This is a genomic window from Lactococcus termiticola (assembly GCF_003116835.1).
Lineage (GTDB): Bacteria > Bacillota > Bacilli > Lactobacillales > Streptococcaceae > Lactococcus > Lactococcus termiticola.
This window is the reverse complement of sequence record NZ_BFFO01000008.1, coordinates 54,888-78,314: the sequence shown is the minus strand read 5'-3', so window position 1 is coordinate 78,314 and position 23,427 is coordinate 54,888. Positions and strand designations below refer to the sequence as shown.

Genomic DNA, 23,427 nt, shown 5'->3' with positions numbered 1-23,427 from the left:
ATAGGAGAAAAATTGAAAATGCAAAAACGTGTAAAAATCGTCTCAACCCTTGGTCCTGCTGTCGAAACTCGTGGCGGTAAAAAATTCGGAGAAGATGGCTACTGGTCACAACCTCTTGATGTTGAAACTTCAGCACAAACCATTGCTTCATTGATCAAGGCAGGTGCCAATGTCTTCCGTTTCAACTTCTCACACGGTGACTACGATGAACATGCTGCACGTATGGCATGTGTCCGTCGCGCTGAAGAAATCGCTGGTCAAAAAGTTGGTTTCCTCCTCGACACTAAAGGTCCTGAAATCCGTACTGAACTCTTCGCTAACGATGACATCAAGCAAGAGTCTTACAAGACAGGCGATACCTTCCGCATTGCGACAAAACAAGGCGAAAAATCTACTAAAGAAGTGATTGCTTTGAACGTAGCCGGTGGTCTTGACATCTTTGACGATGTTGAAATCGGTCAACGTATCCTCGTTGACGATGGTAAACTTGGTTTGACTATCACTGGTAAAGATGCGACAACACGTGAATTCCTTGTCGTTGCTGAAAACGATGAAATCATCGCTAAGCAAAAAGGTGTTAACATCCCTAACACTAAGATTCCTTTCCCAACTTTGGCTGAACGTGACGAAGCTGACATCCGTTTTGGTCTTCAACAAGGGTTGAACTTCATCGCGATCTCATTCGTTCGTACTGCTGATGACGTTCACGCTGTCCGTCGTATCCTGGAAGAAACTGGTAACAGCCACGTTCAACTCTTCCCTAAAATCGAAAACCAACAAGGTATTGACAACATCGACTCAATCATCGAAGCTGCTGACGGTATCATGATTGCCCGTGGTGACATGGGTATCGAAGTGCCATTCGAAATGGTTCCAGTTTACCAAAAAATGATCATCACTAAATGTGCTGAAGCTGGTAAGGCAGTCATCACAGCAACAAACATGCTGGAATCAATGACTGAACACCCACGTGCCACACGTTCTGAAATCTCAGACGTCTTCAACGCTGTTATCGACGGTACTGATGCTACAATGCTTTCAGGTGAATCAGCTAACGGTAAATACCCACTCCAAGCTGTAGAAACAATGGCTAAGGTCGACACCAACGCTCAAACCATGCTTCAACAATACGGCCGTCTTCGCTTCCGCGACTACGATCGTTCAAGCGTGACAGAAGTTGTCGCTTCAGCTGTCCGTGATGCTACTCGATCAATGGACATCGCTCTGGTCATCGCCCTGACTGACTCAGGTTCAACTGCCCGTGTGATCTCTAAATACCGTCCAAACGCTGACATCTTGGCCGTTACCTTCTCTGATAAGGTTCAACGTTCACTCATGATCAACTGGGGTGTTATCCCAGTCCTTCGCGACAAACCATCTACAACAGATGACATGTTCGATATCGCTGAAGAAGCAGCCCTCGAATCAGGCCTTGTTAAATCAGGCGACAATGTTGTTATCGTTGCTGGTGTACCAGTTGGTTCAGGTCGCACTAACACAATGCGTATCCGTACAATCAAATAATAATACAAGAAAAACACTGATTTCACTCAGTGTTTTTTTGACCGCTTACTCAAGGCAATGATAGACCCGACCGAAACAACACACCAAGTCCCCTCAAGCAAAAGAAATCCCCACTGATGGCCGATAAGGGCGTCCACCGCCATCATTAGCGAACCCAGAGCATTGAGGTAGAGATAGAGCCGGGATTTAACCGACAAGTACTTGAGCTGGGCCAGGACAAAGGGAATCAGAATCAAGACTGACCCTAAAATTTGCATCCAATGGAAGGGACAGTTATACATTCAGCAGTTACCTACTGATTAGCAGATGAATTAAGAAAGTTTATAGAGGAAAGGATGTGCTATAATTATAGCTATGAATACTTTACTGACAGGCATGAACGAAAAGCAAGCAGAGGCGGTTCAGACGACGGAAGGACCGCTTTTAATCATGGCCGGGGCGGGCTCTGGGAAGACACGTGTCCTGACCCACCGGATTGCTTATTTGATTGAAGAAAAGATGGTCAATCCTTGGAATATCCTGGCGATTACCTTTACGAATAAGGCGGCTCGTGAGATGCGGGAGCGGGCGCTGGACTTGACGCCGATGGCTCGTGACACGCTGATTGCGACCTTCCACTCCATGTGTGTGCGGATTCTCCGGCGTGATGCCTACCACATTGGCTACAGTCAAAATTTTACCATCATTGACACAGGCGACCAGAAGACACTGGTCAAGCGGATTTTGAAGGCTGAGAATATCGACAGCAAGAAGTGGGAGCCTAAGACCTTGCTAGGTACGATTTCCAATGCTAAAAACGAGCTGATGAGTCCCGAGGACTACGAGGCTAGCCATGATCCGAGAAACCCATATCAGGCCATCGCTGCCAGGGTCTACAAGCTCTACCAGACCGAGCTCCGCCGGGCTCAGGCCATGGACTTTGATGACCTCATCATGCAGACCCTCCGCCTTTTCAAAGAGCATGAGGAGGTTCTGGCCTACTATCAGGGTAAATATCAGTACATCCACGTCGATGAGTACCAGGATACCAATATGGCTCAGTACCAGCTGGTTCAGCTGTTGGCCAAGCGTTTCCGCAACATCTGTGTCGTCGGTGATGCCGACCAGTCCATCTATGGCTGGCGGGGGGCCGACATGCGGAATATCATGAACTTTGAAAAAGACTATCCGGATGCTAAGACGGTCCTCTTAGAGCAGAACTATCGCTCCACAAAGAAAATCTTGCAGGCGGCCAATGCTGTCATCAAAAACAACTTTGAACGCAAGGCTAAGAAGCTCTGGACTGACAATGCTGAAGGTAGCAATATCGTCTATAACCGGGTCTCTGACGAGCGCGACGAGGCGAATTTTGTGGCCAGCACCATCGCTGAGCAGGTCAGGGCAGGCAAGAACTATGCCAGTTTTGCCGTCCTCTACCGGACCAATGCCCAGTCACGAAACATTGAAGAAGCCTTCCTCAAGTCCAACATTCCCTATAGCATGGTCGGCGGGACCAAGTTCTACGCCCGCCGGGAAATCCGGGATGTCATCGCTTACCTCAATGTCCTGGTTAATCCTATGGATAACCTGAGCTTTGAGCGGATTGTCAATGAGCCTAAGCGGGGCGTGGGTCCTGGTGCCCTTGATAAATTCCGGAACTTTGCGGAAGGCCAGGGCAAGCCACTGGCTGAGAGCATGCTGGACATTACCCTGTCAGATATCCGTGGCAAGGCCGCCGGCGAAATTTTCAACCTTGGTTTGGTCTTTGACCTTCTGCGTGATTTTGCTGAAAGTCATAGCATTACTGAGCTGGTCGAAGAGATGCTTGATAAAACCGGCTATCTCAAGGCCCTCGAAGTCCAAGGTACGTTGGAAAGCCAGACACGGGTGGAGAATATCAAGGAATTTCTTTCCGTCACACAAAACTTTGACGAAAAGGCGGAAACACCGCTCGATGAAGAGACAGGTGAAACGATTGATGAGACAGGTCTTGAAAAGCTCGGTCGCTTCCTCAATGAGGTCAGCCTACTCTCTGAGGTCGACGAGTACCAAGAGCAGATCGACAGCGTGACCATGATGACCCTGCACGCCGCTAAAGGCCTCGAGTTTCCGACCGTCTTCTTGATTGGTATGGAAGAAAACATCTTCCCACTGAGCCGGGCCGACGAAGATATTGACCAGCTGGAAGAAGAACGCCGGCTGGCCTATGTCGGCATTACCCGGGCAGAAGAAGTGCTTTACCTGACCAATGCCAGCAGTCGGATGATGTATGGTAAATCCAGCTATAATCCGCCGAGTCGCTTTATTGATGAGATTGATCAAGAGCTGATTGACTACGCTGGGATTGCCCGAAATAAAAACACCAGCTTTAATGCTAGCTATAAAATCAATGACGGCGGCTTTGACTTTAAGTCAGGCAGTCGGATTCAGCAGAGAAAAGCAGCGGTTGCGCCTCGCTCGGCCACCCAAGCTAAGGAAGTCAACCTGGTCGACTGGCAGATTGGCGACACAGCTATCCATCGTAAATGGGGCGAAGGCATGGTCCTTGCCGTCCAGGGCTCTGGTAAGAACATGGAGCTGAAAATCAATTTCCCTGAGGTCGGCCTGAAACGCCTTTTGGCAGGCATGGCTCCGATTGAGAAGAAGGAAGATTAAGATGGAGAAAGAACGCTGTAAATGGTGTCTGTCATCGGATAAGATGATGCAGTATCACGATGAATACTGGGGCAAGCCTGTCCACGATGACCAGGAGCTCTTTGCCAAGTTGGTCCTTGACCTGAATCAGGCCGGTCTTTCTTGGAATACTATTCTCAATAAAATGGAAAATTTCTATGCAGCCTTTGATGGTTTTGATATTGAGAAAGTGGCTCGATACGATGAAGCTAAGTACGAAAGCCTCATGCAGGATGCTGGTATCATCAGAAACAAGCTGAAAATCCGGGCGGCCATTAATAATGCCCAACGGGTCTTAGAAATCCAAAAGGCATTTGGCAGCTTTGATGCCTATATCTGGTCATTTGTCGATGGCAAATCTATCCAGCACAAGATTTCAGATGAAGCAGAAGTGCCTGCTAGCAACGAACTTTCAGACCGGATGAGTAAGGACATGAAGAAGCGGGGCTTTAAGTTCGTTGGAACGACTGTGATTTATGCTTATCTTCAGGCCATTGGTGTGATTAATGACCATGCGGACTATTGTTTTAGAAATGCAGAGTTACAATAGAAAAAACAGTTTCCAAATCCGGAAGCTGTTTTATTATTCGCCGTAAATATTAGCGTCACTGAGGCGGAAAGCAATCGTCGTCTCATCCGGATAAGCAGCCAGCTGATCCGCAAAGCTGTCATTATCGTCTTTGGGTACCTTGGCCTTGAGGGCGATGGTGACCTTCAGATTTTCCTCAAGGAGTTGTTCATAGAGGCTCTTAAGGTTTGCAATGTCTTGAGAGCTGGCCTTAGGAAGAATCGTATATTTAGCATAGTCACGGTCAAACCAGGTCGCTTCCTTCTCAAAGTCGACCGGAGAGGCCTCTTTGATATTGAGCTTGACAGAGACATCATAGTCAAAGTCCTGAGCCTCAATCATCTTGGCAATCTTGCTCATGGCCTCATAGTTGCCAGAAGCCTTGAGCTTGAGAGTTGCCTTGTAGGGAATGCCAGCCATATCAAAGCGGTTGGCAATCTCGAAAGGATCCGCATCCTCACCCTGGTCAGTGACCTCAGGTGGCGTGAAGGTCACATTGATCGAATAGCCCCGGCTGAGGAGGTTTTCATATTGGGCGACAACCTCGAGATTATCCAGACCCTCGATGATTTCATTATAGGTCCGCTCAGTCATCTTGTTGCTTTCGGCAGATTCTTCTTTTGGATAGATTATTTTAATTTGGTAAGTCATGTAAACTATTATAGCAGAATTTAGATGCCACTGTTGTGTTATAATAGAGCTAATTCATTTGATGGTTTTATAGGGAACAACTTAGGACAAGCAAGCCCTCTCTTTGCCCCCTAAAGCTAAAATTTTACATAATATTGAAGTATCAAGGCTTGAATTCCTTGATATACAAGGAGTTAGAAAATATGGCAACAATCCAATGGTTCCCAGGTCACATGTCTAAGGCTCGACGCCAGGTCCAGGAAAATCTAAAATATGTTGACTTCGTCATCGAGCTCGTAGACGCCCGTCTTCCCTTAAGCTCACGCAACCCTATGTTAGGGAAGATTATTGGTGACAAGCCCCGCTTGCTGGTCCTCAACAAGGCTGACCTGGCGGACACTGCTTCGGTCAAGACCTGGTTGAAGTATTTTTCTGATCAGGGTATCAAGGCGCTGGCCATCAACTCTAAAGAAGCCGCTACAGCCAAGCGTTTGACTCAGGCATCAAAAGACTTGATGAAGGACAAGCTGGCCCGTAACGCTGAGCGTGGTATCCAAAATAAGGCTCTGCGGACGATGATTATCGGGATTCCCAATGCTGGGAAGTCCACCCTCATGAATCGACTGGCCGGCAAGAAAATCGCCATCACTGGAAATAAGCCGGGCGTGACAAAAGGTCAACAATGGCTCAAGACCAATCCTGACCTTGAAATCCTCGACACACCAGGGATTCTCTGGCCAAAATTTGAAGACCAGCTGGTAGGCTTGAAGCTGGCATTGACTGGTGCTATCAAGGATCAGCTCTTGCCCATGGACGAAGTGACCATCTTTGGTTTAGAATACTTTCTTAAACATTATCCAGAAGAGACCATGAAGCGTTTACGTATCAAGGATGATGAGCGGGATGAGGAGATTCCTGAACTTATCATGGTTTTAACCGCCCGCTTTGGTTTCCGTGATGACTATGATAGATTCTATACGATGTTTGTCAAGGATATTCGTGATGGGCGCCTGGGGACATATTGTCTGGATCAGCTGGAGGATTCTGATGGTAGCGACGATTAAAGAAGTAAAAGCGCAATTAGCTCTGGTCAAGAGACTGGATGATTCTTTTTTTACTGAACTTGCTAGTGATAGTCGCGCTGGTGTTCAAAGTGCAATTAAGCAAAGACAGAAGCAGATTCAGGCCATGGAGGCTGAAGAGGCCCGGCTTGAAGAGATGCTGAGCTTTGAGAAGGAGCTTTATGCTCAAGGAATTAGCTTGATTGCTGGTGTCGACGAGGTCGGGCGTGGTCCGCTGGCTGGTCCTGTGGTCGCAGGGGCTGTCATTCTACCTGAAAACTGCAAGATTCCAGGACTGAACGACTCCAAGCAGGTCCCAAAATCTAAGCACAAGGCCATGGCTGAGGCGGTCAAGGAAAAAGCTCTGGCTTACGGGATTGGTGTTATCAGTCCAGAGGTAATTGACGAAGTCAACATTTATGAGGCCTCAAAGCTGGCCATGATGGAGGCCATTCGCCAGCTTAAGCCCCAGGCTGAGCATCTCCTCATTGATGCGATGACCTTGCCCTTAGCAGTCGAGCAGACGAAGATTATCCACGGTGATGCGCGTAGTCTTTCGATTGCGGCCGCATCTATCCTGGCCAAAGTCGCCCGTGATGAGATGATGGCTGACTACGATAAGACCTATCCTGGCTATGACTTTGCTCATAATGCGGGATACGGGACAGCCAAGCATTTGGAGGCCCTAAAAAAACAAGGCATCACGCCCATCCACCGAAAGACATTTGAACCGATTAGGTCCATGTTATAAAGGAAAAAATCAGCTCTGATTTATTGGAGCTGATTTTCTGATTCTAAATAATTTTTCTTATCTTAATGACATCGACTATTGTCTGCTCTTATCCCTGTGTTCATCTTTTTCTTTAAAGACGAAGTAGATGATAGAAAGAAGGATGATGATGGCAAAACCAAAGGCCAGCACCTGCAAGCTAAAGCTAAATAAAAGAACGAGCGAGAAACGGCTGTCCATTTTTCTAGGATAACATCAAAACTACTGTGCTGTGCTGTGCTGTGCTGTTAGTTGTATCATCTACAAACTCCTTGTCAAGTCTTCGGATTCTGTACTAATTATAGCACGAAAGCCTTTCTGATTATCTACGTGGCGCTTTTTTGGCGATAGGTACATTACACAATCCTGAAAAAGGAGAGTATCAACTCTCAATTTCCAGTGTTTATCAGGAACACGCAGAAGATTTGCAACAGCTTTTCAAAAATTTTGAGTTAAATGCAAAAGTTATTTCTCGAAAAAATCGTTACATTGTATATTTGACAAAGGCAGAAGAAATCATAGATTTTTTAACCTTGATTGGTGCAATTCAAGCACGCTTAAAGTTTGAAGAAGCAAAGATTTTTCGTGAAATGCGTGGTTTAGCCAATCGACAGTCAAACTTTGAAAATGCAAATATCGCGAAAACCGTCAGTGCTTCACAAGAAGCAATCACAGCTATTGAATTTCTGATAAAGAAAAAAGAACTGGAAAATCTAGCTCCAGCCTTGATTGATATAGCAAAATTGCGTCTTCAAAATCCAGAATTAACGACCCAAGAACTCGGAAAACTTCTTACCCCACCACTTGGAAAATCAGGTGTCAATCATCGCCTACGCAAACTCATTGCCACAGCAGATGAACTAAAACAGATTGAAAAATAAAAAGAGGAATTATTCCTCTTTTTTAAATCCATTGAGAAAGAAACGCGTTAAAAAATCTGCTTTTTCAAATAAAAAACTTGCCTCAATTCCTTTCATTCCTTCAGTAAAGATATGCAAAATAAATAAAAAATCTTCTTCGGTCACATCAGGAGCGATTTTCCCTTCCGCATATCCTTTTTGAAATAAACTTCGATAAATATCAAGTTGAGTCATCTGGATATTTTCCATCTCAAAAAAATCAGGACTTATCGTATATTGTGTCATCAGATTTTCCTGAAAAATAAGGCTAAACCGCTTCACTTGTTCAAGTTTCATCGCTGTAATCGCGCGATAAGTAGCTTCAAAATCAAGACTACTTCCAATAATTTCTTGAATTTGTTGCGCCATAAATTCAAAAGCATTTAAAATAACAAGATTCATAAGATAATTCTTATTTTGGAAATACTTAAAGAGCGTAACCTTTGATACAACAGCTTTTTGAGCAATTTCATCAATGGTAATATCTTTAATTTCTTTCTCGTTTAATAATTGAAATGTCGTATCTAAAATAGCTTTTTTCTTTTTTTCTGTCTGATTCATTTTTTTAACCTTTTCTATTTTAAATTATAACTTTTTACTTGAACTATTTCAAGTAAAATAGTACAATATGAACTATAAATATAAGAATAGTTCAATTTATGAGAAAAATCTCATATCAAAGGAGAAAAATATGGCAAAAATGGTTGAAGTAAAAGGTCTTCAAAAAAACTTTGGCAAATTTCAAGCCTTAAAAAACGTTACATTTGATGTAAATGCTGGAGAAGTGTTGGGTTATATTGGACCAAATGGTGCAGGAAAATCAACAACAATTCGTACACTTTTGGGAATTATAAAAAGTACAGGGGGCACAGCTAAGATTTTTGGAAAAGATGTTTGGAGCGATGCGATAGAAATTCACAAATCTATCGCTTATGTTCCAGGAGATGTTTATTTGTGGGGAAATCTCACAGGTGGTGAAATCATTGACCTTTTCTTAAAATTGCAAGGAAATCCGGACACAGCAAAACGTGATGAATTGATTAAGAAGTTTGAACTTGACCCAAAGAAAAAAGCGCGCAGCTATTCTAAAGGAAATCGACAAAAAATTGCATTGATTTCAGCACTTGCGAGTAAAGCTGAACTCTACATTTTCGATGAACCAACTTCCGGACTGGACCCACTGATGGAATCTGTGTTCCAAGAAGAAGTAGGCAGACTAAAAGCTGAAGGAAAAGCCATTCTTTTATCAAGTCACATCTTATCTGAAGTTGAAAAACTAGCAGACCGTGTAGCGGTTATCCGTGCGGGCGAGATTGTTGATACAGGAACACTTGAAGATTTGCGACATTTTACGCGAGATACATTTCATGTGGAAACTCTACAAAATCCTGAAACTTTAAAAGAAGTTGAAGGGATTTATGACCTTGAAATCGCAGGAAATACAGCGACTTTTCAGGCAGATTCGGATAAGGTACAAAGCATTTTGACTTATTTGACAAAACTTGGTGTGGTTAAGCTTGAAAGTACGCCACCAACGCTTGAAGAACTTTTTATGCACCATTATGAAGAAAAATAGGGAGGTTTGAGATGAAAGCTTTAACAAAGACCTTTTCGATGTTAGCAGCACTTTTAAAAAGAGATTGGCTCAAACTTATCTTTTGGCTCCTTGCTGTACTTGCGTTTGCAGCTTCTGGTGCTGGCAAGTTTGTGACTCTAATGCAATCTCCGGCACAGTCAGTGAGTGTGTTTGATATGTTCCAAAATCCTGCCTTGGTTGGACTTTTTGGTCCGACAACTGTTAAACATCCTACAGATTTTACGGCAGCCGCAGCTTTTGGAAATACCATGCCTTTGATTACATCCATTACTTTTATCATTGTTTCGGTTATTTATGTGATAAATCGTACACGTAAGGAAGAAGATGATGGAATTGCTGAACTTTTTCGCTCTTTTCAAGTTGGAAAATTAGCAAATACGACAGCTGTTATCATTGAAACTTTTGCTTTGCAAGTTCTGATTAGTTTTGTACTTGCATTGGTTATTCAAGTACAAAATATTGCTGGAATGACGGATTTTTCTAGTAATCTACTCTTCGCGAGTTCGATTGGCGTACAGAGTTTTATGTGGGGCATGATTGCACTTGTTTTGGCGCAGATTTTCTCAAATGCTGGTTCGGCAAAAGGAGCAACTTTTGGACTGTTGGGAATGCTTTACATTGTTCGGATGGGAACGGATATTGAAAATGTCAGTGTGGGTTGGTTTAATCCCTTGTCATGGTCATATTTGACGGATGTTTTTGTCAAAGATAACTGGCTGCCGATTGTTTTATCGCTTGTTTTGAGTTTTGTGTTGATTGTATTTGCATATCTTTTAGAAAATGCTCGAGATGTCAATGCGGGTTACATTCCAGAGGGAAATGGTAAAGCAAGAGCTTCAAAAACTTTACTTAGTTTTCCTGGTTTAGTTTTGCGTCAGCAACGTGGCGCAATCATTGGTTGGATAGCAGGTTTGTTTATTCTTGGATTTGTGTATGGTTCTATGATTGGGCAAATTAGTAAGTTTATCAAGAGTTCTACAACAGTGAGTCAAATTTTTGCAGTCAGTCCAACAGCTGGTGCGCTCATGATGACAAAACAATATCTTTCAACATTGTTTGTGATTATTTCAGTTATTGTGACTTGTTTTGCGATTACTTCGTTATCACGTATGGTTTCTGAGGAACGCAAAAATCGGCAAGAGCAGGTTTATGCGACAGCATTGAGTCGTTATAAAGTTTATCTGACTTATACGCTGATTGCTTGGATTTTGGGGGCTTTAGCAATGTTTTTGACTTCGCTTGGTATTTATCTGGCGCAGTTGGGAAGTAGTCATGCACTGAGTTTTGCTGAAGTGATGAAGCCAGGCTTAGTCTACATTTTTGCAATATTCTTTGTCTTGAGCTTACTTGATTTGCTCATGGCATTTTTACCACGATTTTCGGCTATTATCTGGATTTATGTGGCATTTACATTTTTCATGAGCTATATCGGTAGTATTATCAAGTTTCCTGACTGGGTGCATGATTTGGACGTTTTCTATCATATTCCAAAGCTTGCGACAGAGTCGATGAGTTGGGAAAATGTTTCTGTGATTGCAATTTTGTCTATTGTCTTCGTTCTTATTGGCTTGTTTGCTTATCGGAGACGAGATTTGATTACAGGATAAAGAAAAAAGCTATTTTTGATAGCTTTTTTTATTGCCTTTCTGACTTTTTTACTTTTTTGTGATAAAATAAACGAGTTGTTATTTTTACGACATTATATTATCTTACTTTAGGAGTATTTTTCGAATGATGAATCCAGCAGAGATTTTAGCCGCTACTATCCACCACGGACAAGAGAAAGTGGCTCTTTGTCAAATCGTGTGGGATTTAAAATCTCAAAGATAATAGGTAACCTCGGTTGCCTATTTTTTTATATGTTCATAAGGAATACCCGTTTCCTAAAGTTTCTAAAAGTCCTGAAACCAAACGCCGCACGTTTCAAAGCTTTAATCTTATTATTCATCCCCTCAAGACAGCCAAATGACTCCTGAAATCATTGAACGTTTAATTGAATGGCACAATTACATGAACGATTATTTCAAGAAACATGGATTTCCAGAATCAAAGTTAGTTTTCCCAACTATCTCAGGAGAGTTTATGTGTGATAGGAATGAGCGTACAACGCTAATTAAACGACTTCGAGCTTCTGGGTTACCTGAATATGGCTTCCACATTTTTCGCCACACACACGCATCTATATTGCTCAATCAAGGAGCAAATTGGAAAGAGATTCAAGTTCGTATGGGACACAAATCTATCAGTACAACTATGGATTTATATTCCCATTTAGCACCGAAGAAAAAAGCCGAAGCAGTTGGGCTAATTCTTGAAAAATTAAATGAATTATCAGCATGACTACATTTTTGACTACATTGAGGTTTTTATAAAATGTAGTCATCACTCAGAGTCAGTCATAGCAACAGACCAGACGGTTAACCGTCAAAAATGTATAGCTTTTAAAGTAATGAAATAATTGCACTTCCAAAGATACTGATAATGCCTAAGAAGAGGATAATCGCAAGGCCGATAAAAGTCTTATTAAGATGTGGTGAAATCATCTCAATCGCTGTCAATAAGGCTGAAACCTCTGTGGCTACTGTCACCACCCCCAAGAGCCAGGTGAGCATCCCTACGATAAAGCCAGGAAAGCGGCCAAAGCTCTTTTTCGCATAAATAAAGGCACCACCATTTTCAGGATAAAGCTTGCTCATATTGGCATAGGCAAAAGCAATGACAAAGATAGACAGGCCCGCCAAAAGAATGGCCAGGAGACTCTTTGTGCCGGCCTCTTGATAGATCTTACCAGATAAGAGAAAAATGCCAGAGCCTATAATAGAGTTAATACCTAAAAGGAAGATGGCAGAAGGAGAAAGGAGTTTTGATTGTTCCATGAGAAATTCTTTCTATTTTACTTTATACCAATGTAACAAAAAAAGCAGTTCTTGTCAGTTGAACCGCCTTATGCTTCAAAATATTCATCCATGATCTGCCGCTTAAGCGTCGCCAGATTACTGGCTTCAGCTGTTAAATCCGACCTGATAAAAAGATTTTCCTCGACCGTGATAATGCCGACATAGCTGACCGCCTCATAAGCTTCATCGATAGCGATGACCTTGGCCTTGACGGCGTTCAATGTCTCAGCATTCACCGGCACATCCAGATGGACCGTCCGCTTGCCCCGCGAAAAATTTTGCAGGGCAATGACATTACGATTGGGTACAAAGACGGTCGAGCCGTCATCGGCAGTCAGCGTAATCATTCGGATGCCGACCAGTTTGACCTCGCCTTCGATATTGAGATTGCTAAAGGCGACTCGGTCGCCGACATTGACCTGATGCTCGACTATTAAGAAAAAGCCATTAATCAAATCCGCAACTAAATCACGGGCAGAAAAGGCCAGAGCCGCTCCAAAGAGGCCAGCTCCGGTCAAGATAGAGCCAACGGGAATCCCAAAGATGTAGAGGACGGTGTAGACGTAGAGGATGATGGTCAGATAATGCAGGCCACTCCGGGTCATCTTGGACAGCGTAACAATCCGCTGATTGTCCTCACTCGACTTGGCCAGATACTGCTTAAACAGCCGTTTGACGATGCTGTTGCAGAGCTTGTAGACGATGAAGAAGAGGAGGCTGACGATGACAAAGGCGATGGCCTTGTCTAAAATCATCGCCCAGATGTTCTCCCAATTAATGTTCGTGAATGACATAGGCTTCCTTCTAAGTTTTTCTTACAATGCCAGCCCAAGTTGCTATTAGGCTGGAAATGCACTATAATGATAATTATATCAAAAATAGAGGGAGAATGCTGATGACCATTGATTTAGACTGGGCAAACCTGGGTTTTGCCTACCGTGATTTGCCTTACCGATACATTGCTCATTTTAAGAACGGGGAATGGGAGGTTGGCCAACTTACAAGTGACAATCGTCTCCAGATTTCTGAGAGCTCGCCTGCCCTTCATTATGGCCAACAGGGCTTTGAAGGCCTCAAGGCCTACCGGACCAAGTCGGGCGACATCCAGCTTTTCAGACCTGACCAAAATGCAGAACGCCTGCAAAAGACCGCCCGTCGCCTCCGGATGGCAGAAGTGCCGACTGAGATGTTTATCGATGCGGTCAAGCAGGTCGTCAAGGCCAATGAAGACTATGTCCCACCTTATGGTACCGGTGCGACACTTTATCTTCGTCCGCTCCTTATCGGTGTCGGCGACATCATCGGTGTCAAGCCGGCTCAAGAGTACATCTTTACTGTCTTTGCCATGCCGGTCGGGAGTTATTTTAAAGGCGGTCTTGCTCCGAGCAACTTCCTGGTCTCTCGTGACTATGATCGAGCCGCTCCTCATGGGACAGGTGCTGCCAAGGTCGGCGGCAACTACGCTGCCTCGCTTGAGCCCGGCCAGAAGGCCCATGCGGCCGGCTATTCTGATGTTATCTACCTGGACCCTGCGACCCACACCAAGATAGAAGAGGTCGGTGCGGCCAATTTCTTTGGAATTAGCAAAGACAATGAATTTGTAACCCCGCTCAGCCCCTCTATTTTGCCCTCAATTACCAAGTATTCCCTCTTACAGCTGGCTGAAGAACGCCTGGGCATGAAGGCCATCGAAGGCGATGTCTTTGTTGACCAGCTCGACCGCTTTGTCGAGGCTGGTGCCTGTGGGACGGCGGCCGTTATTTCACCGATTGGTGCCATTGATGACGGTGACAACCACCATGTCTTTTATTCTGAGACTGAGGTCGGCCCTATCACTCGCAAGCTCTATGACGAGCTGGTCGGTATTCAGTTTGGGGATATTCCAGCCCCAGAAGGCTGGATTGTAAAGCTCTAGTCAAGTTTTACTGAAATTATTTATTTTTAGGAGAAGCAATGTTTTCGTTTTTCAAATCTTACGCCAAGGAGTTTCGTAAGAACTGGCTCGCCTATATGAGCCTCTTTCTTGGGGTTTATTTTTCCATCACTTATATTATTGTGCCGATTTTCCACGCCCTTGCGGCCTGGCTCATGCGGCTAGGCGGGATTCCTTATATCTCATTTAATAACCTGGGCAGTATCATCGGCCAGCATCTGCTTGGTTTTATCGCCCTGATCATCCTGCTTTTGGTCATCATCTTTTTGGTCTATGTCCAATTTGTCTTTCAGATGGTGGGTGTCCTGATGATTCAAAAAGGAGAAGGCTCATTCAGAAAGATTTTCCATGAGACAGCTGTCCGGCTGAAATTGGTCAGTTTCAGGACCCTCTTGTTCTTTCTGCTTTACTTTGTCATCATCCTTCCCTTTGGCTCTTATGTCTTTTCATCACCCTTGCTCGCTAAGGTCAAGATTCCTGTCTTTACCCTCGAGTTCTTTTTGGCTAAGTGGCAGAACAGCCTGCTCTTGCTGGCTATTATGGCGGTCATCCTCTTTATCGGCTATCGTCTCCTTTTAACACTGCCACTGACCATTGTTGAGAAACAACCCGTGCGGGAAGCCCTCAAGGAAAGCTGGAAGCGTACCGGCGCATGGCGGACCTTCTGGCGTTATGTCTTTAGCATTGGCGTCATTTGGATAGTTGTCTATGCTGTGACCGACCTGATTAACTATGGCCTCTGGGGCCTGCAAATCCTGGCTGATAAGGCTCCGAATGGCTTTGCGTTGACCACAGCGATTATCTTCATGACCATCATGGAGCTTCTGGCCCAGCTTTCCTCTATCTTTGTCTCAATCATGCTCTTTAGCTTCCTCTTGAAGGAGCTGGGGCACGAACCTGTGGCGAATGCCAACTCGAAGATGTCACTCAAACGGGGCGGGATTATTCTGCTCAGCCTGATTGCCCTCCTCTTTGTTGGCTCAAATACCTACTATATGCTGGGTGCGACCGACAAGAAAAACATCCAGACCATCAGCCACAGGGGTGTCGACGAAGAAAACGGTGTGCAAAACACGATTCCTGCCATGCTTGCGACCAATAAACACAAGCCTGACTACGTCGAGATGGACATTCAAGAAAGTAAAGACCATCAGTTTGTCGTCATGCACGATGCTAACCTCAAGGCACTGACCGGTGTTGATAAAAAACCACAGGACATGACCTTAGCCGAGCTCAAGAAGCTGACCGCCCATGAAAATGGCAAGTCTGCTCCTGTTGCCAGCTTTGATGACTATTTCAAGTCAGCACAAGAAGTCCATCAGAAGCTCCTCATCGAAATCAAGACCACGCCTTACGATAGCTCAGACCTTGTTAAAATTTTCAATGCCAAATACGGTGAAGCCATCATCAAAAATGGCGACATGATTCACTCGCTGGACTATAAGGTCATCGAAAAACTCCACAAGCTTAATCCTAAGCTGACCGTCAGCTTTATTCTGCCCTTCAACGCCATCTTCCCACAGACCGTGGCAAACGCCTACACTATGGAAGCGACCACGCTCGATTCATCCTTTGTCAACACCGCCCATGGCCAAAACAAGAAGGTCTTTGCCTGGACGGTCAATGAGCCTGGTGTCATGGAGGAGATGATGTTCAACGGGGTCGACGGTATCATTACTGACAATCTGGACAAGCTCAAGAGCCAGCTCATCACCTATGAGATGCATCCGACCTATGCCAACCGCCTCCGCCTCCTCTTTAGCCTGAGCCCAAGCTTGGGTGACAGTGTCGGCGACTAAGTCTAGATGCTGCAGGTAATTTGAATTGCGGTTATGAATAAGTTATAATTAAGTAAATCTTGTCATCTGGCAAGACGACTGATTATAGCTTTTTTATTTACGCTTTAGAAGAGAGGGAAATATGCCTGACGAACCCTCGTCGAAGCTGTCGGCAGGGCAAACTAGGGTGATACCTATCTGACCAAGAACTGGCTTGATACAGCCAGACTTTGATGCTACAAGGCTTTATGAAGAAAAGTTGCCCCTAACAAAACAGCTTTATGAATTGCCCTAAAAAAATCATCCCTCCCTCTTGCAAAGCAAATCATCCTATGCTATAATAGTTAAAGTTCGTTAAGAACTGACCGAAGACAGTAGGGGGCTAAAAGCCGTAAACATCCTACCGAGGACAACTTTCTAACTTAGAAATGATTGAACTCTCTGTGTCTTTTGGTCGCGGAGATTTTTTATTGCAAAATAGGAAATCAATGCGAACAAAATAAAATGGAGGTAAAAAAATGAGCGATTACAAAGTAAATGAAGCAACGATTGCTAAGAAATCAGAATTGGTTGATGTCTACACGAAGAAATTCCAAGACGCAGCATCTATCGTTGTCGCTGACTCACGTGGTTTGACTGTTGAACAAGACACCAAACTCCGTAAGCAACTTCGTGAAGCTGGTGTTGAATTCAAAGTGGTTAAGAACTCAATCTTGCGTCGTGCAGCTGAAAAAGCTGGATTTGACGGTATTGATTTCGTAGGCCCTTCAGCAGTAGCTTTCTCAAACGAAGATGCAGTAGCCCCAGCTAAGATTTTGAGCGACTTTGCTAAAGAAGCAGACCAACTCGAAGTTAAAGCCGGTATCATTGAAGGTAAAGTATCAAGCCAAGAAGAAATCGCAGCGATTGCATCACTGCCATCACGCGAAGGACTCTTGTCTATGCTTCTTTCAGTGCTTCAAGCACCTGTCCGCAACGTGGCTTACGCTGTCAAAGCGGTTGCAGATGCAAAAGAAGAAGAACCAGCTGCTTAATGCTAGCTGGGCAACCAATTGGGTTGCAACACATTAGACTGGCGAGTTAAAACGCAAAAAACATAATAGGAGAAAAACAAAATGGCATTGAACATTGAAAACATTATTGCTGAACTTGAAACAGCAACAATCCTCGAACTCTCTGAGCTCGTAAAAGCTATCGAAGAAAAATTTGACGTATCTGCAGCAGCTCCAGTAGCTGTAGCAGGTGCTGCTGGTGGTGCCGACGCTGGTGCTGCTAAAGACTCATTCGACGTTATCCTTGAATCAGCTGGCGACAAGAAAGTTGCAGTTATCAAGGTTGTACGTGAAATCACTGGTCTTGGTCTTAAAGAAGCTAAAGAACTCGTTGACGGTGCACCAGCTCCTCTTAAAGAAGGTGCTGCTACAGCTGAAGCTGAAGAAATCAAAGCTAAGATCGAAGAAGCTGGTGGATCAGTTACACTTAAGTAATTCGGTTAAAAATGAAAAGACAGCTTCGGCTGTTTTTTTGTTGCTTTTTTAGAAGATGCTCGCTGAAAACAATGAACTATGCTATAATTCAAAGCATAAGCAAGGAAAGGACTCCAGACGTGAAGCTCTACATAGCAGGTTGCCCCGCCTCAGGTAAATCTTACCTATCCCATCAACTATCACAGCGATCAGGCATAGCAGCTTACGATTGTGATGCAATCCTTTATACAGCAGCCGACACATTCACGGGCAATCGAAAGCGGACTGCTAATGAGTTTGAGCCGCTATTTAATCAAATTCTGACAGATAAAGATTGGATTATAGAAGGCGTGCCTAGAAAGAAATTCTCAAGGGCCCTAGAAGAAGCCGATTACATCCTCATCCTTGATTTTCCGAAGACAAAACTCTATTTCCGAGCTTTGAAGCGCTATATCAAGCAGAAATTGAAGCTTGAAACATCAGGCTATAAACCAAGCTTAAAGATGTTATTTCAGATGTTCAAATGGATTTATCAGTATGATGTTCAGGTTGAATTTCCAGAAAAACAAATCATTATCAAAAATAAAAAACAACTGCTTGAATTCATAAATAATTTCTAACCTAGCTCTTTACAAAATAAAAATTATGTAAAAAGGAGTCCCATGCCTTACCACGACCAACACCTCCACACCCATTTCTCCTTCGACTCCGAAGCCGACTTTGAGTCCTATCTCGAAGCCTGGCCAGGCAAAGTCGTGACCACTGAGCATTTTGACCTCTCAAACCCGCTCACAGGCGGACGTGACGACATCCCTGATTTTAAGGCCTATTTCAAAATGCTTGATGATCTCAAGGCCAGCTACGGTGACCGCCTGCTCTCAGGCATCGAAATCGGCTACTACCAGCCCAGAGAAGCAGAAATCCAGCAGATTCTTGCCCCATGGGACTTCGACCTCAAGCTCCTCTCGGTCCACCACAATGACGACTTTGACTACCTCGAAGACAAGGTCGCTGAGATGGATTTTGATGCCATCTGCCAGGAATACCTCGACAAGCTGGAGTACGCCGTCAAGCGTGTTCCTGCCAATGTCTTTGCCCATTGGGACTACGGCCTCCGCCTTTTTGAGCTTCCTGTCAGCCGCATCAAGCCTTACGAGGGCCAGCTCCGTCGGATTTTCCAGAAGGTCATCGATCAAGAGCTGGCCTTTGAAGTCAATAGCAAGTCCATCATTCTCTATGGCCACAAGGAGGCTTACGAGTACGCTATTGGCCTTTATCAGGAACTTGGTGGCAAGCTCTTCACGCTAGGCTCTGACGGCCACTTTCTCGAGCATTTCCGGCTCAACTTTGACGATGAGCTCATCCCCTGGCTGAAAGCCCAGGGCATCCATGAGCTGATGGTCTACGAAGCTGGCCAGGCCAGCCCTTGCGAAATCTAAAAAAGTCAGGCTAGCCTGGCTTTTTAAGTTCGATTTTTGCTATAATAGAAGGGAAAAGAAAAGATTGAAGGAGCCCTCATGGCTAAGAAAGAAGTCAACAATAACGCTAAGAAGGACGTCAAAAAAGAAAAGAAGAAGAACAGCTTCCTAGAAGGTCTCCGGGCTTCAAGCCCCCGCTGGCTGGCAGACATCCTGCTCTTTGCAGCAGTCTGGTCGCTTTTGGGAGGCTTTTTCCACTGGCTAATGCCGCCGGTTGAGGATGGAATTTCGACCCTCCTCTTCCTGCTGGGTTTGCCGGTCGAGTTCAGCTTCTTGAACGCCATCGTCCTCTTTATTTTATCCCGCATGATTCGTCATCGCAGGCGGATTGCCCTCTGGTTTGTGATTCTCTACTTCCAGCTGGCAGCCGTGGTCATTGCCCTGATTGTCATCATTCTTTCACAAACGGGTGGAATCGATGCCAGCCTGTCTGATGTCCTCTGGTATGGCTTAGCCATTCTGGTTAACCTCTTGCTCGGGATTTTCCTGGTCTCTGCTCACAATTACTTTATGACCAAGGTCAGCAAAAAAGTGACCACACAGGCTATTGTGATTGTTGTGGCGGGACTCATTGTTGCGATACTGATAGGCTTTGTGCTTGGCCTTATCTTAGGCGAAGGCCATCATCCGCTTCATTTGCTGTCTGCTGTCTTCCTTGAATCCATCAGCAATTTCCGATATCTCCTGCCTTATGGCACCATCTTGATTGACAATAAATTCCTCGACTCACAAGTCCTCTTGCTCGTCGTTGACTTTGTCAGCATGCTTGGCTTCTTGATTGCCTTTATCCTGGTCATGAGAAATCATAACAAGAAGATGGAAAGCAATGCCAAAGACGAGCTCAAGGTCCGCAAGCTCCTGATGGAGTCGGCTGGCAAGGACTCGCTGGCCTACTTTGCGACCCGCCGTGACAAGGCGAAAATCTTCTCCAACAACGGTAAGGCAGCCATTGCCTACCAGCTCTTTGGCTCTGTCCTTTTGGCCTCTGGCGACCCGATTGGTGAAAAGAAATCCTGGGGCTCTGCCGTCAAGAACTATCTGAACTTTGCCTATTCTAAAGGCTGGACGCCTGCCGTCCTCGCCGTGACTGAAGAAGGGCTTGCTGTCTATAAGAAGCAAGGCCTCTCCCACTTTACCTTTGGCGATGAGGCCGTGGTCCTGGTCAAAGACTTTGCCCTGGATGACCCTGCCCTCCGTGAAGTCAATAAGGTCTACAACAAGGTCGAAAAGCAAGGCTACAGCCTAGTGATTCGTCGTCAAGCTGAGATTTCACTAGATGAACTCAGCGAGCTGGATGGCTATGTCAACAGCTGGCGAAATGACGGGCCAGAACGTGGTTTCTCTATGGCTTCGAGTCGTTTTGCTGATCAGACGGATGCCCAGATGGTCGTCGTTGTCGCTTATGATAGCGAAGGCAAAGCCCAGGGGATTCTTTCCTTTGTGCCAGGCGACCGCCTCCTTTCGCTCGATACCATGCGCCGAAACCCTGACTCTGCCAACGGCGTAACGACCTACATGATTGCTGGGCTGATTGAGAAATGTCCTGCTTTAGACGTTGATGAGGTCAGCCTCAACTTTGCTGTCATGCGGCATGTCTTTGAGCGGGGTGAGCAGGTCCAGGCCAACAGCTTTGAACGCCGCGCCAGACGGGTCCTCCTCTTTTTCTCAAGATGGTACCAGCTGGAGAGCCTCTATCGCTCCAATGAAATCTATGCACCAGAATGGCGGACCCGCTACCTGGCCTACGAGCGAGGGGCTTCAGCTACTGAAGTCGGCCTTGCCATGGGTCGGGCTGAAGGCTTTGTGAGCTTTGGTTTCTTTGACAAAATTAAGAAATTCTTTATTCGTCATAAACAAAACAGTCAGCAAAATGACTACTGGGAGTCTGAAAGCTTCATTGCCCAGGTGCAGAAGCAGGAGGCTGACTTTATGGCCAAGCAGGCGAAGAAAGAGTTGGACCCTCATCAGGTGACGGCCCTCGAGAAGCTGGCCCTTGTCAAAGAGGCTGAGATTAACCCTTATCCAACTAACCTCTCAGTGGATACTATCCGCATCCAGACCGCCCGCCAGCTCGCTGAAGAAAGCCCTGCTTCTGTCTACGGTCGGGTCAAGAGCATCCGTGGCCGAGGCAAGCTCTTCTTTGTCGACCTAGAAGATGCGACCGGCAAGGTCCAAGTCATGCTGGGAGCCGACCGGGTCAATGAATATGCAGAAGCAACAGGCCTCAAAGAAGACTTTAACCTCTTCAAGAAGGCTGTCATCGCTGGCGACATGCTCCAGGTCAGCGGGGAAATGACAATGACTAAGACTGGCGAAATCAGCCTCCGTGCGACCAGCTGGAAGCTCTTGTCTAAGAGTCTGACTGAGTTTGAAGACCAGCTCAATGCTGAAGCTCTCGGCATCATCAGTCAACTGCGTGAGGCCTTCAAGGCTAAGGGCTATAGCGAGAGCCTGGCTGGTCTCAGCATCAGCGAGATGCTCTTTGAGACGGGCACAGCAAGCTTTGCTGTGACTGCAGGTCAACTGACCGCTGTCTCCGCCTTTACGAGCCCTGATGCCTTAGCAGAAGAAGCACAGACGATCTTGTCTGGCATCCTCCCTGAGGTTGACCTCTCAAGCCTAATTCAAACGCAAGCAGAAGAGAACAATCCTGAAAACTACCGCAAAGAAGAAGACTTTGACAGCAGGCATCTCAAGCTCCTTGAAAGAGGACTACCTAGCTACAGTAGCTTAACCATCAATCTCGAAAAGCTTTGGGAGCAACTTAAATCGTGAAAAAACACAATCTTATTTTAGGGCTAGTTTCAGCCCTTTTCTATAACGCTTGGTTGCTAGGCTATTGGCTGAATCCAGCCGTCATGAGCAATGCCCTCCTCAGTGCATTGGGGGCCAGCGACCAGCCTTATTTCTATCTCTTTATCCTGACGGACATCCTCTCAGCAGGCTTTTTGCTGGCCCTAGTCCTGGGTTTCCGGAGCCTCTTTGCGAGAAGCCTCATCGTCTTTGCCACGCTCAATATCTTAGCTGGAATCTTCCCCCAAACAAGGGCCCATCCTGACTTTAGCTCAGGTGTGAATATGATTCATGCTGTGTTCAGCAGTTTGGCTATCATTGCCCTGGTCCTTGCTGTCTTACTGGCCATATGGAAAATCAAAAAAGCCCGCTTTACAGGACTTTCATTGATTAATCTAGTTGGGATTGGCCTATCCAGCATCTCAGCAAGCTTTCCCAACCTGCTCGGCCACTGGACCCAGCAGGTCAGTGCGATTCTGATTGGTCTTTGGTTGATTGGCATGGCTGTTTACCTGCCTGAAGTTCCTCAAGTGGCGTCTTCACAGGCCGACCAGGGATAAATTTCAGACTGATAGATGCTGTCGCAAGCCCGAGGAGAAAGGCGTAAAGATGCCCGCCCTCCCAGATGGCTTGCCCAAAAAAGAAGGGACTAATCAGGAGAATGGCCATGCCCAAAAAGGCGATAGGACGGTGCCAGCCCCGCATGATCCAAATCGCCGCCGCAAGACCTGCCGCCATCACATAGGAAACACCGACGTCGGTCGTATGGGCCAAAGTAGACGCTGCAAGGCCTGTCCGAATTGCCCAGAGCTCAATGGCCACAGTGACCAGGCTCCCACCCACATGGCCCATGATCCAGATGACAATGGTCCTCGCCGTCCCGTAAGTCCGCTCAGCCCAGGCAATCAGGCTGATAAAGGCCAGAACATAGATGGTCAGGCCAACCCCACCATCAGCCACCCAGAAGGATGAGGTAATCAGGGCACTTAGAGGACGAATGGTTAATGTCGCAATATTGGTTGAATTGACCCGGGTAATGACATTAATCAAGCGATCAGGCGAGGTTCGTTGGACCAGTGTAAAGGCCACAAAAATCGCCACATAGGTAAAAGTCGCCGGAGCCGACACGACCCAGCGGTGTAAAAATGAAGTATATTTTTCTAAAAAGCTGAGGATCGGCCTCAGTTTTTTAATATGATGAGCAGCAAATCTGAAGAGATACCAGAACAATGCTAAAAATATCAGTATAATAACCAGTGTCATGCTTTTATTATAACGGAAAAAGAAAAAAACGACAATTTTTTATCTTGCCTATGGCAGGCTTTATTATGTAATGCTATAGTGGCCTAGTAACATCTTTCCGAAAAACTATAATTTTCTTG

At 45.4% G+C, this 23,427-nt stretch carries 22 protein-coding genes, 3 pseudogenes and 1 other annotated feature; of the genes and pseudogenes, 17 read left to right on the top strand and 8 right to left on the bottom strand.

Features of this window, described 5'->3' with window-relative positions:
* The first annotated feature begins 18 nt into the window (after positions 1–18).
* Positions 19–1,524 carry a pyruvate kinase gene (gene pyk / locus NtB2_RS06800; RefSeq protein ID WP_109246196.1) on the top strand — a complete coding sequence of 502 codons (1,506 nt, stop codon included), beginning with the start codon at positions 19–21 and terminating at the stop codon, positions 1,522–1,524.
* Between the two features lie 26 nt (positions 1,525–1,550).
* Here pyk and NtB2_RS06795 read toward each other — a convergent pair whose 3' ends face one another.
* A complete protein-coding gene (locus NtB2_RS06795; protein WP_201797352.1) occupies positions 1,551–1,805 on the bottom strand; it encodes a CBU_0592 family membrane protein in 255 nt (84 codons plus the stop codon).
* A 73-nt stretch (positions 1,806–1,878) separates the two neighbouring features.
* Between NtB2_RS06795 and pcrA the strand changes: the two genes are divergently transcribed.
* Both pcrA and NtB2_RS06785 read left to right on the top strand, forming a co-directional pair.
* Positions 1,879–4,158 (top strand): DNA helicase PcrA, encoded by a 2,280-nt coding sequence (gene pcrA / locus NtB2_RS06790; protein ID WP_109246194.1) that lies wholly within the window; start codon positions 1,879–1,881, stop codon positions 4,156–4,158.
* 1 nt (position 4,159) lies between these two features.
* Complete coding sequence (locus NtB2_RS06785; RefSeq protein ID WP_109246193.1) at positions 4,160–4,726, top strand: DNA-3-methyladenine glycosylase I; 567 nt, start codon at positions 4,160–4,162, stop codon at positions 4,724–4,726.
* Positions 4,727–4,759: 33 nt separating this feature from the next.
* Here the strand turns inward: NtB2_RS06785 and NtB2_RS06780 are convergent, their stop codons facing one another.
* Positions 4,760–5,395, bottom strand: a complete 636-nt coding sequence (locus NtB2_RS06780) for a hypothetical protein (protein WP_109246192.1) — start codon at positions 5,393–5,395, stop codon at positions 4,760–4,762.
* A gap of 182 nt (positions 5,396–5,577) precedes the next feature.
* Here NtB2_RS06780 and ylqF point away from each other — a divergent pair, with 182 nt between their 5' ends.
* A complete protein-coding gene (gene ylqF, locus NtB2_RS06775) occupies positions 5,578–6,438 on the top strand; it encodes a ribosome biogenesis GTPase YlqF (protein WP_109246191.1) in 861 nt (286 codons plus the stop codon).
* A complete protein-coding gene (gene rnhB / locus NtB2_RS06770; RefSeq protein ID WP_109246190.1) occupies positions 6,422–7,186 on the top strand; it encodes a ribonuclease HII in 765 nt (254 codons plus the stop codon). Before ylqF ends, rnhB begins: the two co-directional genes overlap by 17 nt.
* Positions 7,187–7,261: 75 nt before the next feature.
* Here rnhB and NtB2_RS08650 read toward each other — a convergent pair whose 3' ends face one another.
* Positions 7,262–7,405, bottom strand: a complete 144-nt coding sequence (locus NtB2_RS08650; protein WP_165814976.1) for a hypothetical protein — start codon at positions 7,403–7,405, stop codon at positions 7,262–7,264.
* A 119-nt stretch (positions 7,406–7,524) separates the two neighbouring features.
* Here NtB2_RS08650 and whiA point away from each other — a divergent pair.
* Positions 7,525–8,085, top strand: a pseudogene (gene whiA / locus NtB2_RS06765) (DNA-binding protein WhiA); the annotation flags it as partial.
* Positions 8,086–8,094: 9 nt separating this feature from the next.
* Here the strand turns inward: whiA and NtB2_RS06760 are convergent.
* Entirely contained in the window at positions 8,095–8,664 is a 570-nt protein-coding gene (locus tag NtB2_RS06760; protein WP_109246188.1) for a TetR/AcrR family transcriptional regulator, read from the bottom strand.
* Between the two features lie 130 nt (positions 8,665–8,794).
* Between NtB2_RS06760 and NtB2_RS06755 the strand changes: the two genes are divergently transcribed.
* Both NtB2_RS06755 and NtB2_RS06750 read left to right on the top strand, forming a co-directional pair.
* Positions 8,795–9,679, top strand: a complete 885-nt coding sequence (locus tag NtB2_RS06755) for an ABC transporter ATP-binding protein (RefSeq protein WP_109246187.1) — start codon at positions 8,795–8,797, stop codon at positions 9,677–9,679.
* Positions 9,680–9,690: 11 nt separating this feature from the next.
* Positions 9,691–11,307: an ABC transporter permease gene (locus tag NtB2_RS06750; RefSeq protein ID WP_109246186.1), complete on the top strand. Its 1,617-nt coding sequence runs from the start codon at positions 9,691–9,693 to the stop codon at positions 11,305–11,307.
* Between the two features lie 248 nt (positions 11,308–11,555).
* Here the strand turns inward: NtB2_RS06750 and NtB2_RS06745 are convergent, their stop codons facing one another.
* Positions 11,556–11,648 (bottom strand): transposase, encoded by a 93-nt coding sequence (locus tag NtB2_RS06745; protein ID WP_439956814.1) that lies wholly within the window; start codon positions 11,646–11,648, stop codon positions 11,556–11,558.
* Positions 11,649–11,677: 29 nt separating this feature from the next.
* Between NtB2_RS06745 and NtB2_RS06740 the strand changes: the two are divergent.
* Positions 11,678–12,040 (top strand): annotated as a pseudogene (locus NtB2_RS06740) (tyrosine-type recombinase/integrase); the annotation flags it as partial.
* 110 nt (positions 12,041–12,150) lie between these two features.
* Here NtB2_RS06740 and NtB2_RS06735 read toward each other — a convergent pair.
* Positions 12,151–12,576, bottom strand: a pseudogene (locus NtB2_RS06735) (amino acid permease); the annotation flags it as partial.
* Positions 12,577–12,644: 68 nt separating this feature from the next.
* Positions 12,645–13,391: a mechanosensitive ion channel family protein gene (locus NtB2_RS06730; protein WP_109246184.1), complete on the bottom strand. Its 747-nt coding sequence runs from the start codon at positions 13,389–13,391 to the stop codon at positions 12,645–12,647.
* 101 nt (positions 13,392–13,492) lie between these two features.
* On the opposite strand from NtB2_RS06730, the gene NtB2_RS06725 reads away from it, so the two are divergent.
* The 8 genes from NtB2_RS06725 (at position 13,493) to NtB2_RS06690 (ending at position 22,605) form a co-directional block, all read left to right on the top strand.
* Positions 13,493–14,512, top strand: a complete 1,020-nt coding sequence (locus tag NtB2_RS06725) for a branched-chain amino acid aminotransferase (protein ID WP_109246207.1) — start codon at positions 13,493–13,495, stop codon at positions 14,510–14,512.
* A 38-nt stretch (positions 14,513–14,550) separates the two neighbouring features.
* A complete protein-coding gene (locus NtB2_RS06720; protein ID WP_109246183.1) occupies positions 14,551–16,329 on the top strand; it encodes a glycerophosphoryl diester phosphodiesterase membrane domain-containing protein in 1,779 nt (592 codons plus the stop codon).
* Positions 16,330–16,655: 326 nt separating this feature from the next.
* Positions 16,656–16,786, top strand: a sequence feature (ribosomal protein L10 leader region).
* A 40-nt stretch (positions 16,787–16,826) separates the two neighbouring features.
* Positions 16,827–17,342, top strand: a complete 516-nt coding sequence (rplJ, locus tag NtB2_RS06715) for a 50S ribosomal protein L10 (protein ID WP_109246182.1) — start codon at positions 16,827–16,829, stop codon at positions 17,340–17,342.
* A gap of 81 nt (positions 17,343–17,423) precedes the next feature.
* A complete protein-coding gene (rplL, locus tag NtB2_RS06710) occupies positions 17,424–17,795 on the top strand; it encodes a 50S ribosomal protein L7/L12 (protein ID WP_109246181.1) in 372 nt (123 codons plus the stop codon).
* A gap of 119 nt (positions 17,796–17,914) precedes the next feature.
* The gene (locus tag NtB2_RS06705) at positions 17,915–18,394 is read left to right on the top strand and encodes a P-loop NTPase family protein (RefSeq protein WP_125194990.1); all 480 of its coding nucleotides are present in this window, start codon (positions 17,915–17,917) and stop codon (positions 18,392–18,394) included.
* Between the two features lie 42 nt (positions 18,395–18,436).
* On the top strand, positions 18,437–19,213 hold the full coding sequence (locus NtB2_RS06700) for a PHP domain-containing protein (protein WP_109246179.1): 777 nt from the start codon (positions 18,437–18,439) through the stop codon (positions 19,211–19,213).
* A 78-nt stretch (positions 19,214–19,291) separates the two neighbouring features.
* Positions 19,292–22,027, top strand: a complete 2,736-nt coding sequence (locus NtB2_RS06695; protein WP_109246178.1) for a phosphatidylglycerol lysyltransferase domain-containing protein — start codon at positions 19,292–19,294, stop codon at positions 22,025–22,027.
* Positions 22,024–22,605 (top strand): DUF998 domain-containing protein, encoded by a 582-nt coding sequence (locus NtB2_RS06690; protein ID WP_165814975.1) that lies wholly within the window; start codon positions 22,024–22,026, stop codon positions 22,603–22,605. The genes NtB2_RS06695 and NtB2_RS06690 overlap by 4 nt, the downstream gene beginning before the upstream one ends.
* Here NtB2_RS06690 and NtB2_RS06685 read toward each other — a convergent pair.
* Positions 22,511–23,308 (bottom strand): rhomboid-like protein, encoded by a 798-nt coding sequence (locus tag NtB2_RS06685; RefSeq protein ID WP_125194988.1) that lies wholly within the window; start codon positions 23,306–23,308, stop codon positions 22,511–22,513. The two genes, NtB2_RS06690 and NtB2_RS06685, sit on opposite strands and share 95 nt — an antisense overlap.
* Positions 23,309–23,427 lie beyond the last annotated feature (119 nt).

What these genes read in the sequence shown, in the direction of transcription:
- NtB2_RS06760 (WP_109246188.1), bottom strand. Translation starts at nt 8,664, where the DNA reads ATGAATCAGACAGAAAAAAAGAAAAAAGCTATTTTAGATACGACATTT.
- NtB2_RS06730 (WP_109246184.1), bottom strand. Translation starts at nt 13,391, where the DNA reads ATGTCATTCACGAACATTAATTGGGAGAACATCTGGGCGATGATTTTA.
- pyk (WP_109246196.1), top strand. Translation starts at nt 19, where the DNA reads ATGCAAAAACGTGTAAAAATCGTCTCAACCCTTGGTCCTGCTGTCGAA.
- pcrA (WP_109246194.1), top strand. Translation starts at nt 1,879, where the DNA reads ATGAATACTTTACTGACAGGCATGAACGAAAAGCAAGCAGAGGCGGTT.
- rplJ (WP_109246182.1), top strand. Translation starts at nt 16,827, where the DNA reads ATGAGCGATTACAAAGTAAATGAAGCAACGATTGCTAAGAAATCAGAA.
- NtB2_RS06720 (WP_109246183.1), top strand. Translation starts at nt 14,551, where the DNA reads ATGTTTTCGTTTTTCAAATCTTACGCCAAGGAGTTTCGTAAGAACTGG.
- NtB2_RS06685 (WP_125194988.1), bottom strand. Translation starts at nt 23,308, where the DNA reads ATGACACTGGTTATTATACTGATATTTTTAGCATTGTTCTGGTATCTC.
- NtB2_RS06785 (WP_109246193.1), top strand. Translation starts at nt 4,160, where the DNA reads ATGGAGAAAGAACGCTGTAAATGGTGTCTGTCATCGGATAAGATGATG.
- NtB2_RS06750 (WP_109246186.1), top strand. Translation starts at nt 9,691, where the DNA reads ATGAAAGCTTTAACAAAGACCTTTTCGATGTTAGCAGCACTTTTAAAA.
- ylqF (WP_109246191.1), top strand. Translation starts at nt 5,578, where the DNA reads ATGGCAACAATCCAATGGTTCCCAGGTCACATGTCTAAGGCTCGACGC.
- NtB2_RS06725 (WP_109246207.1), top strand. Translation starts at nt 13,493, where the DNA reads ATGACCATTGATTTAGACTGGGCAAACCTGGGTTTTGCCTACCGTGAT.
- NtB2_RS06745 (WP_439956814.1), bottom strand. Translation starts at nt 11,648, where the DNA reads ATGAATAATAAGATTAAAGCTTTGAAACGTGCGGCGTTTGGTTTCAGG.
- NtB2_RS06780 (WP_109246192.1), bottom strand. Translation starts at nt 5,395, where the DNA reads ATGACTTACCAAATTAAAATAATCTATCCAAAAGAAGAATCTGCCGAA.
- NtB2_RS06700 (WP_109246179.1), top strand. Translation starts at nt 18,437, where the DNA reads ATGCCTTACCACGACCAACACCTCCACACCCATTTCTCCTTCGACTCC.
- NtB2_RS06695 (WP_109246178.1), top strand. Translation starts at nt 19,292, where the DNA reads ATGGCTAAGAAAGAAGTCAACAATAACGCTAAGAAGGACGTCAAAAAA.
- NtB2_RS06755 (WP_109246187.1), top strand. Translation starts at nt 8,795, where the DNA reads ATGGCAAAAATGGTTGAAGTAAAAGGTCTTCAAAAAAACTTTGGCAAA.
- NtB2_RS06795 (WP_201797352.1), bottom strand. Translation starts at nt 1,805, where the DNA reads ATGTATAACTGTCCCTTCCATTGGATGCAAATTTTAGGGTCAGTCTTG.
- NtB2_RS08650 (WP_165814976.1), bottom strand. Translation starts at nt 7,405, where the DNA reads ATGGACAGCCGTTTCTCGCTCGTTCTTTTATTTAGCTTTAGCTTGCAG.
- rnhB (WP_109246190.1), top strand. Translation starts at nt 6,422, where the DNA reads ATGGTAGCGACGATTAAAGAAGTAAAAGCGCAATTAGCTCTGGTCAAG.
- rplL (WP_109246181.1), top strand. Translation starts at nt 17,424, where the DNA reads ATGGCATTGAACATTGAAAACATTATTGCTGAACTTGAAACAGCAACA.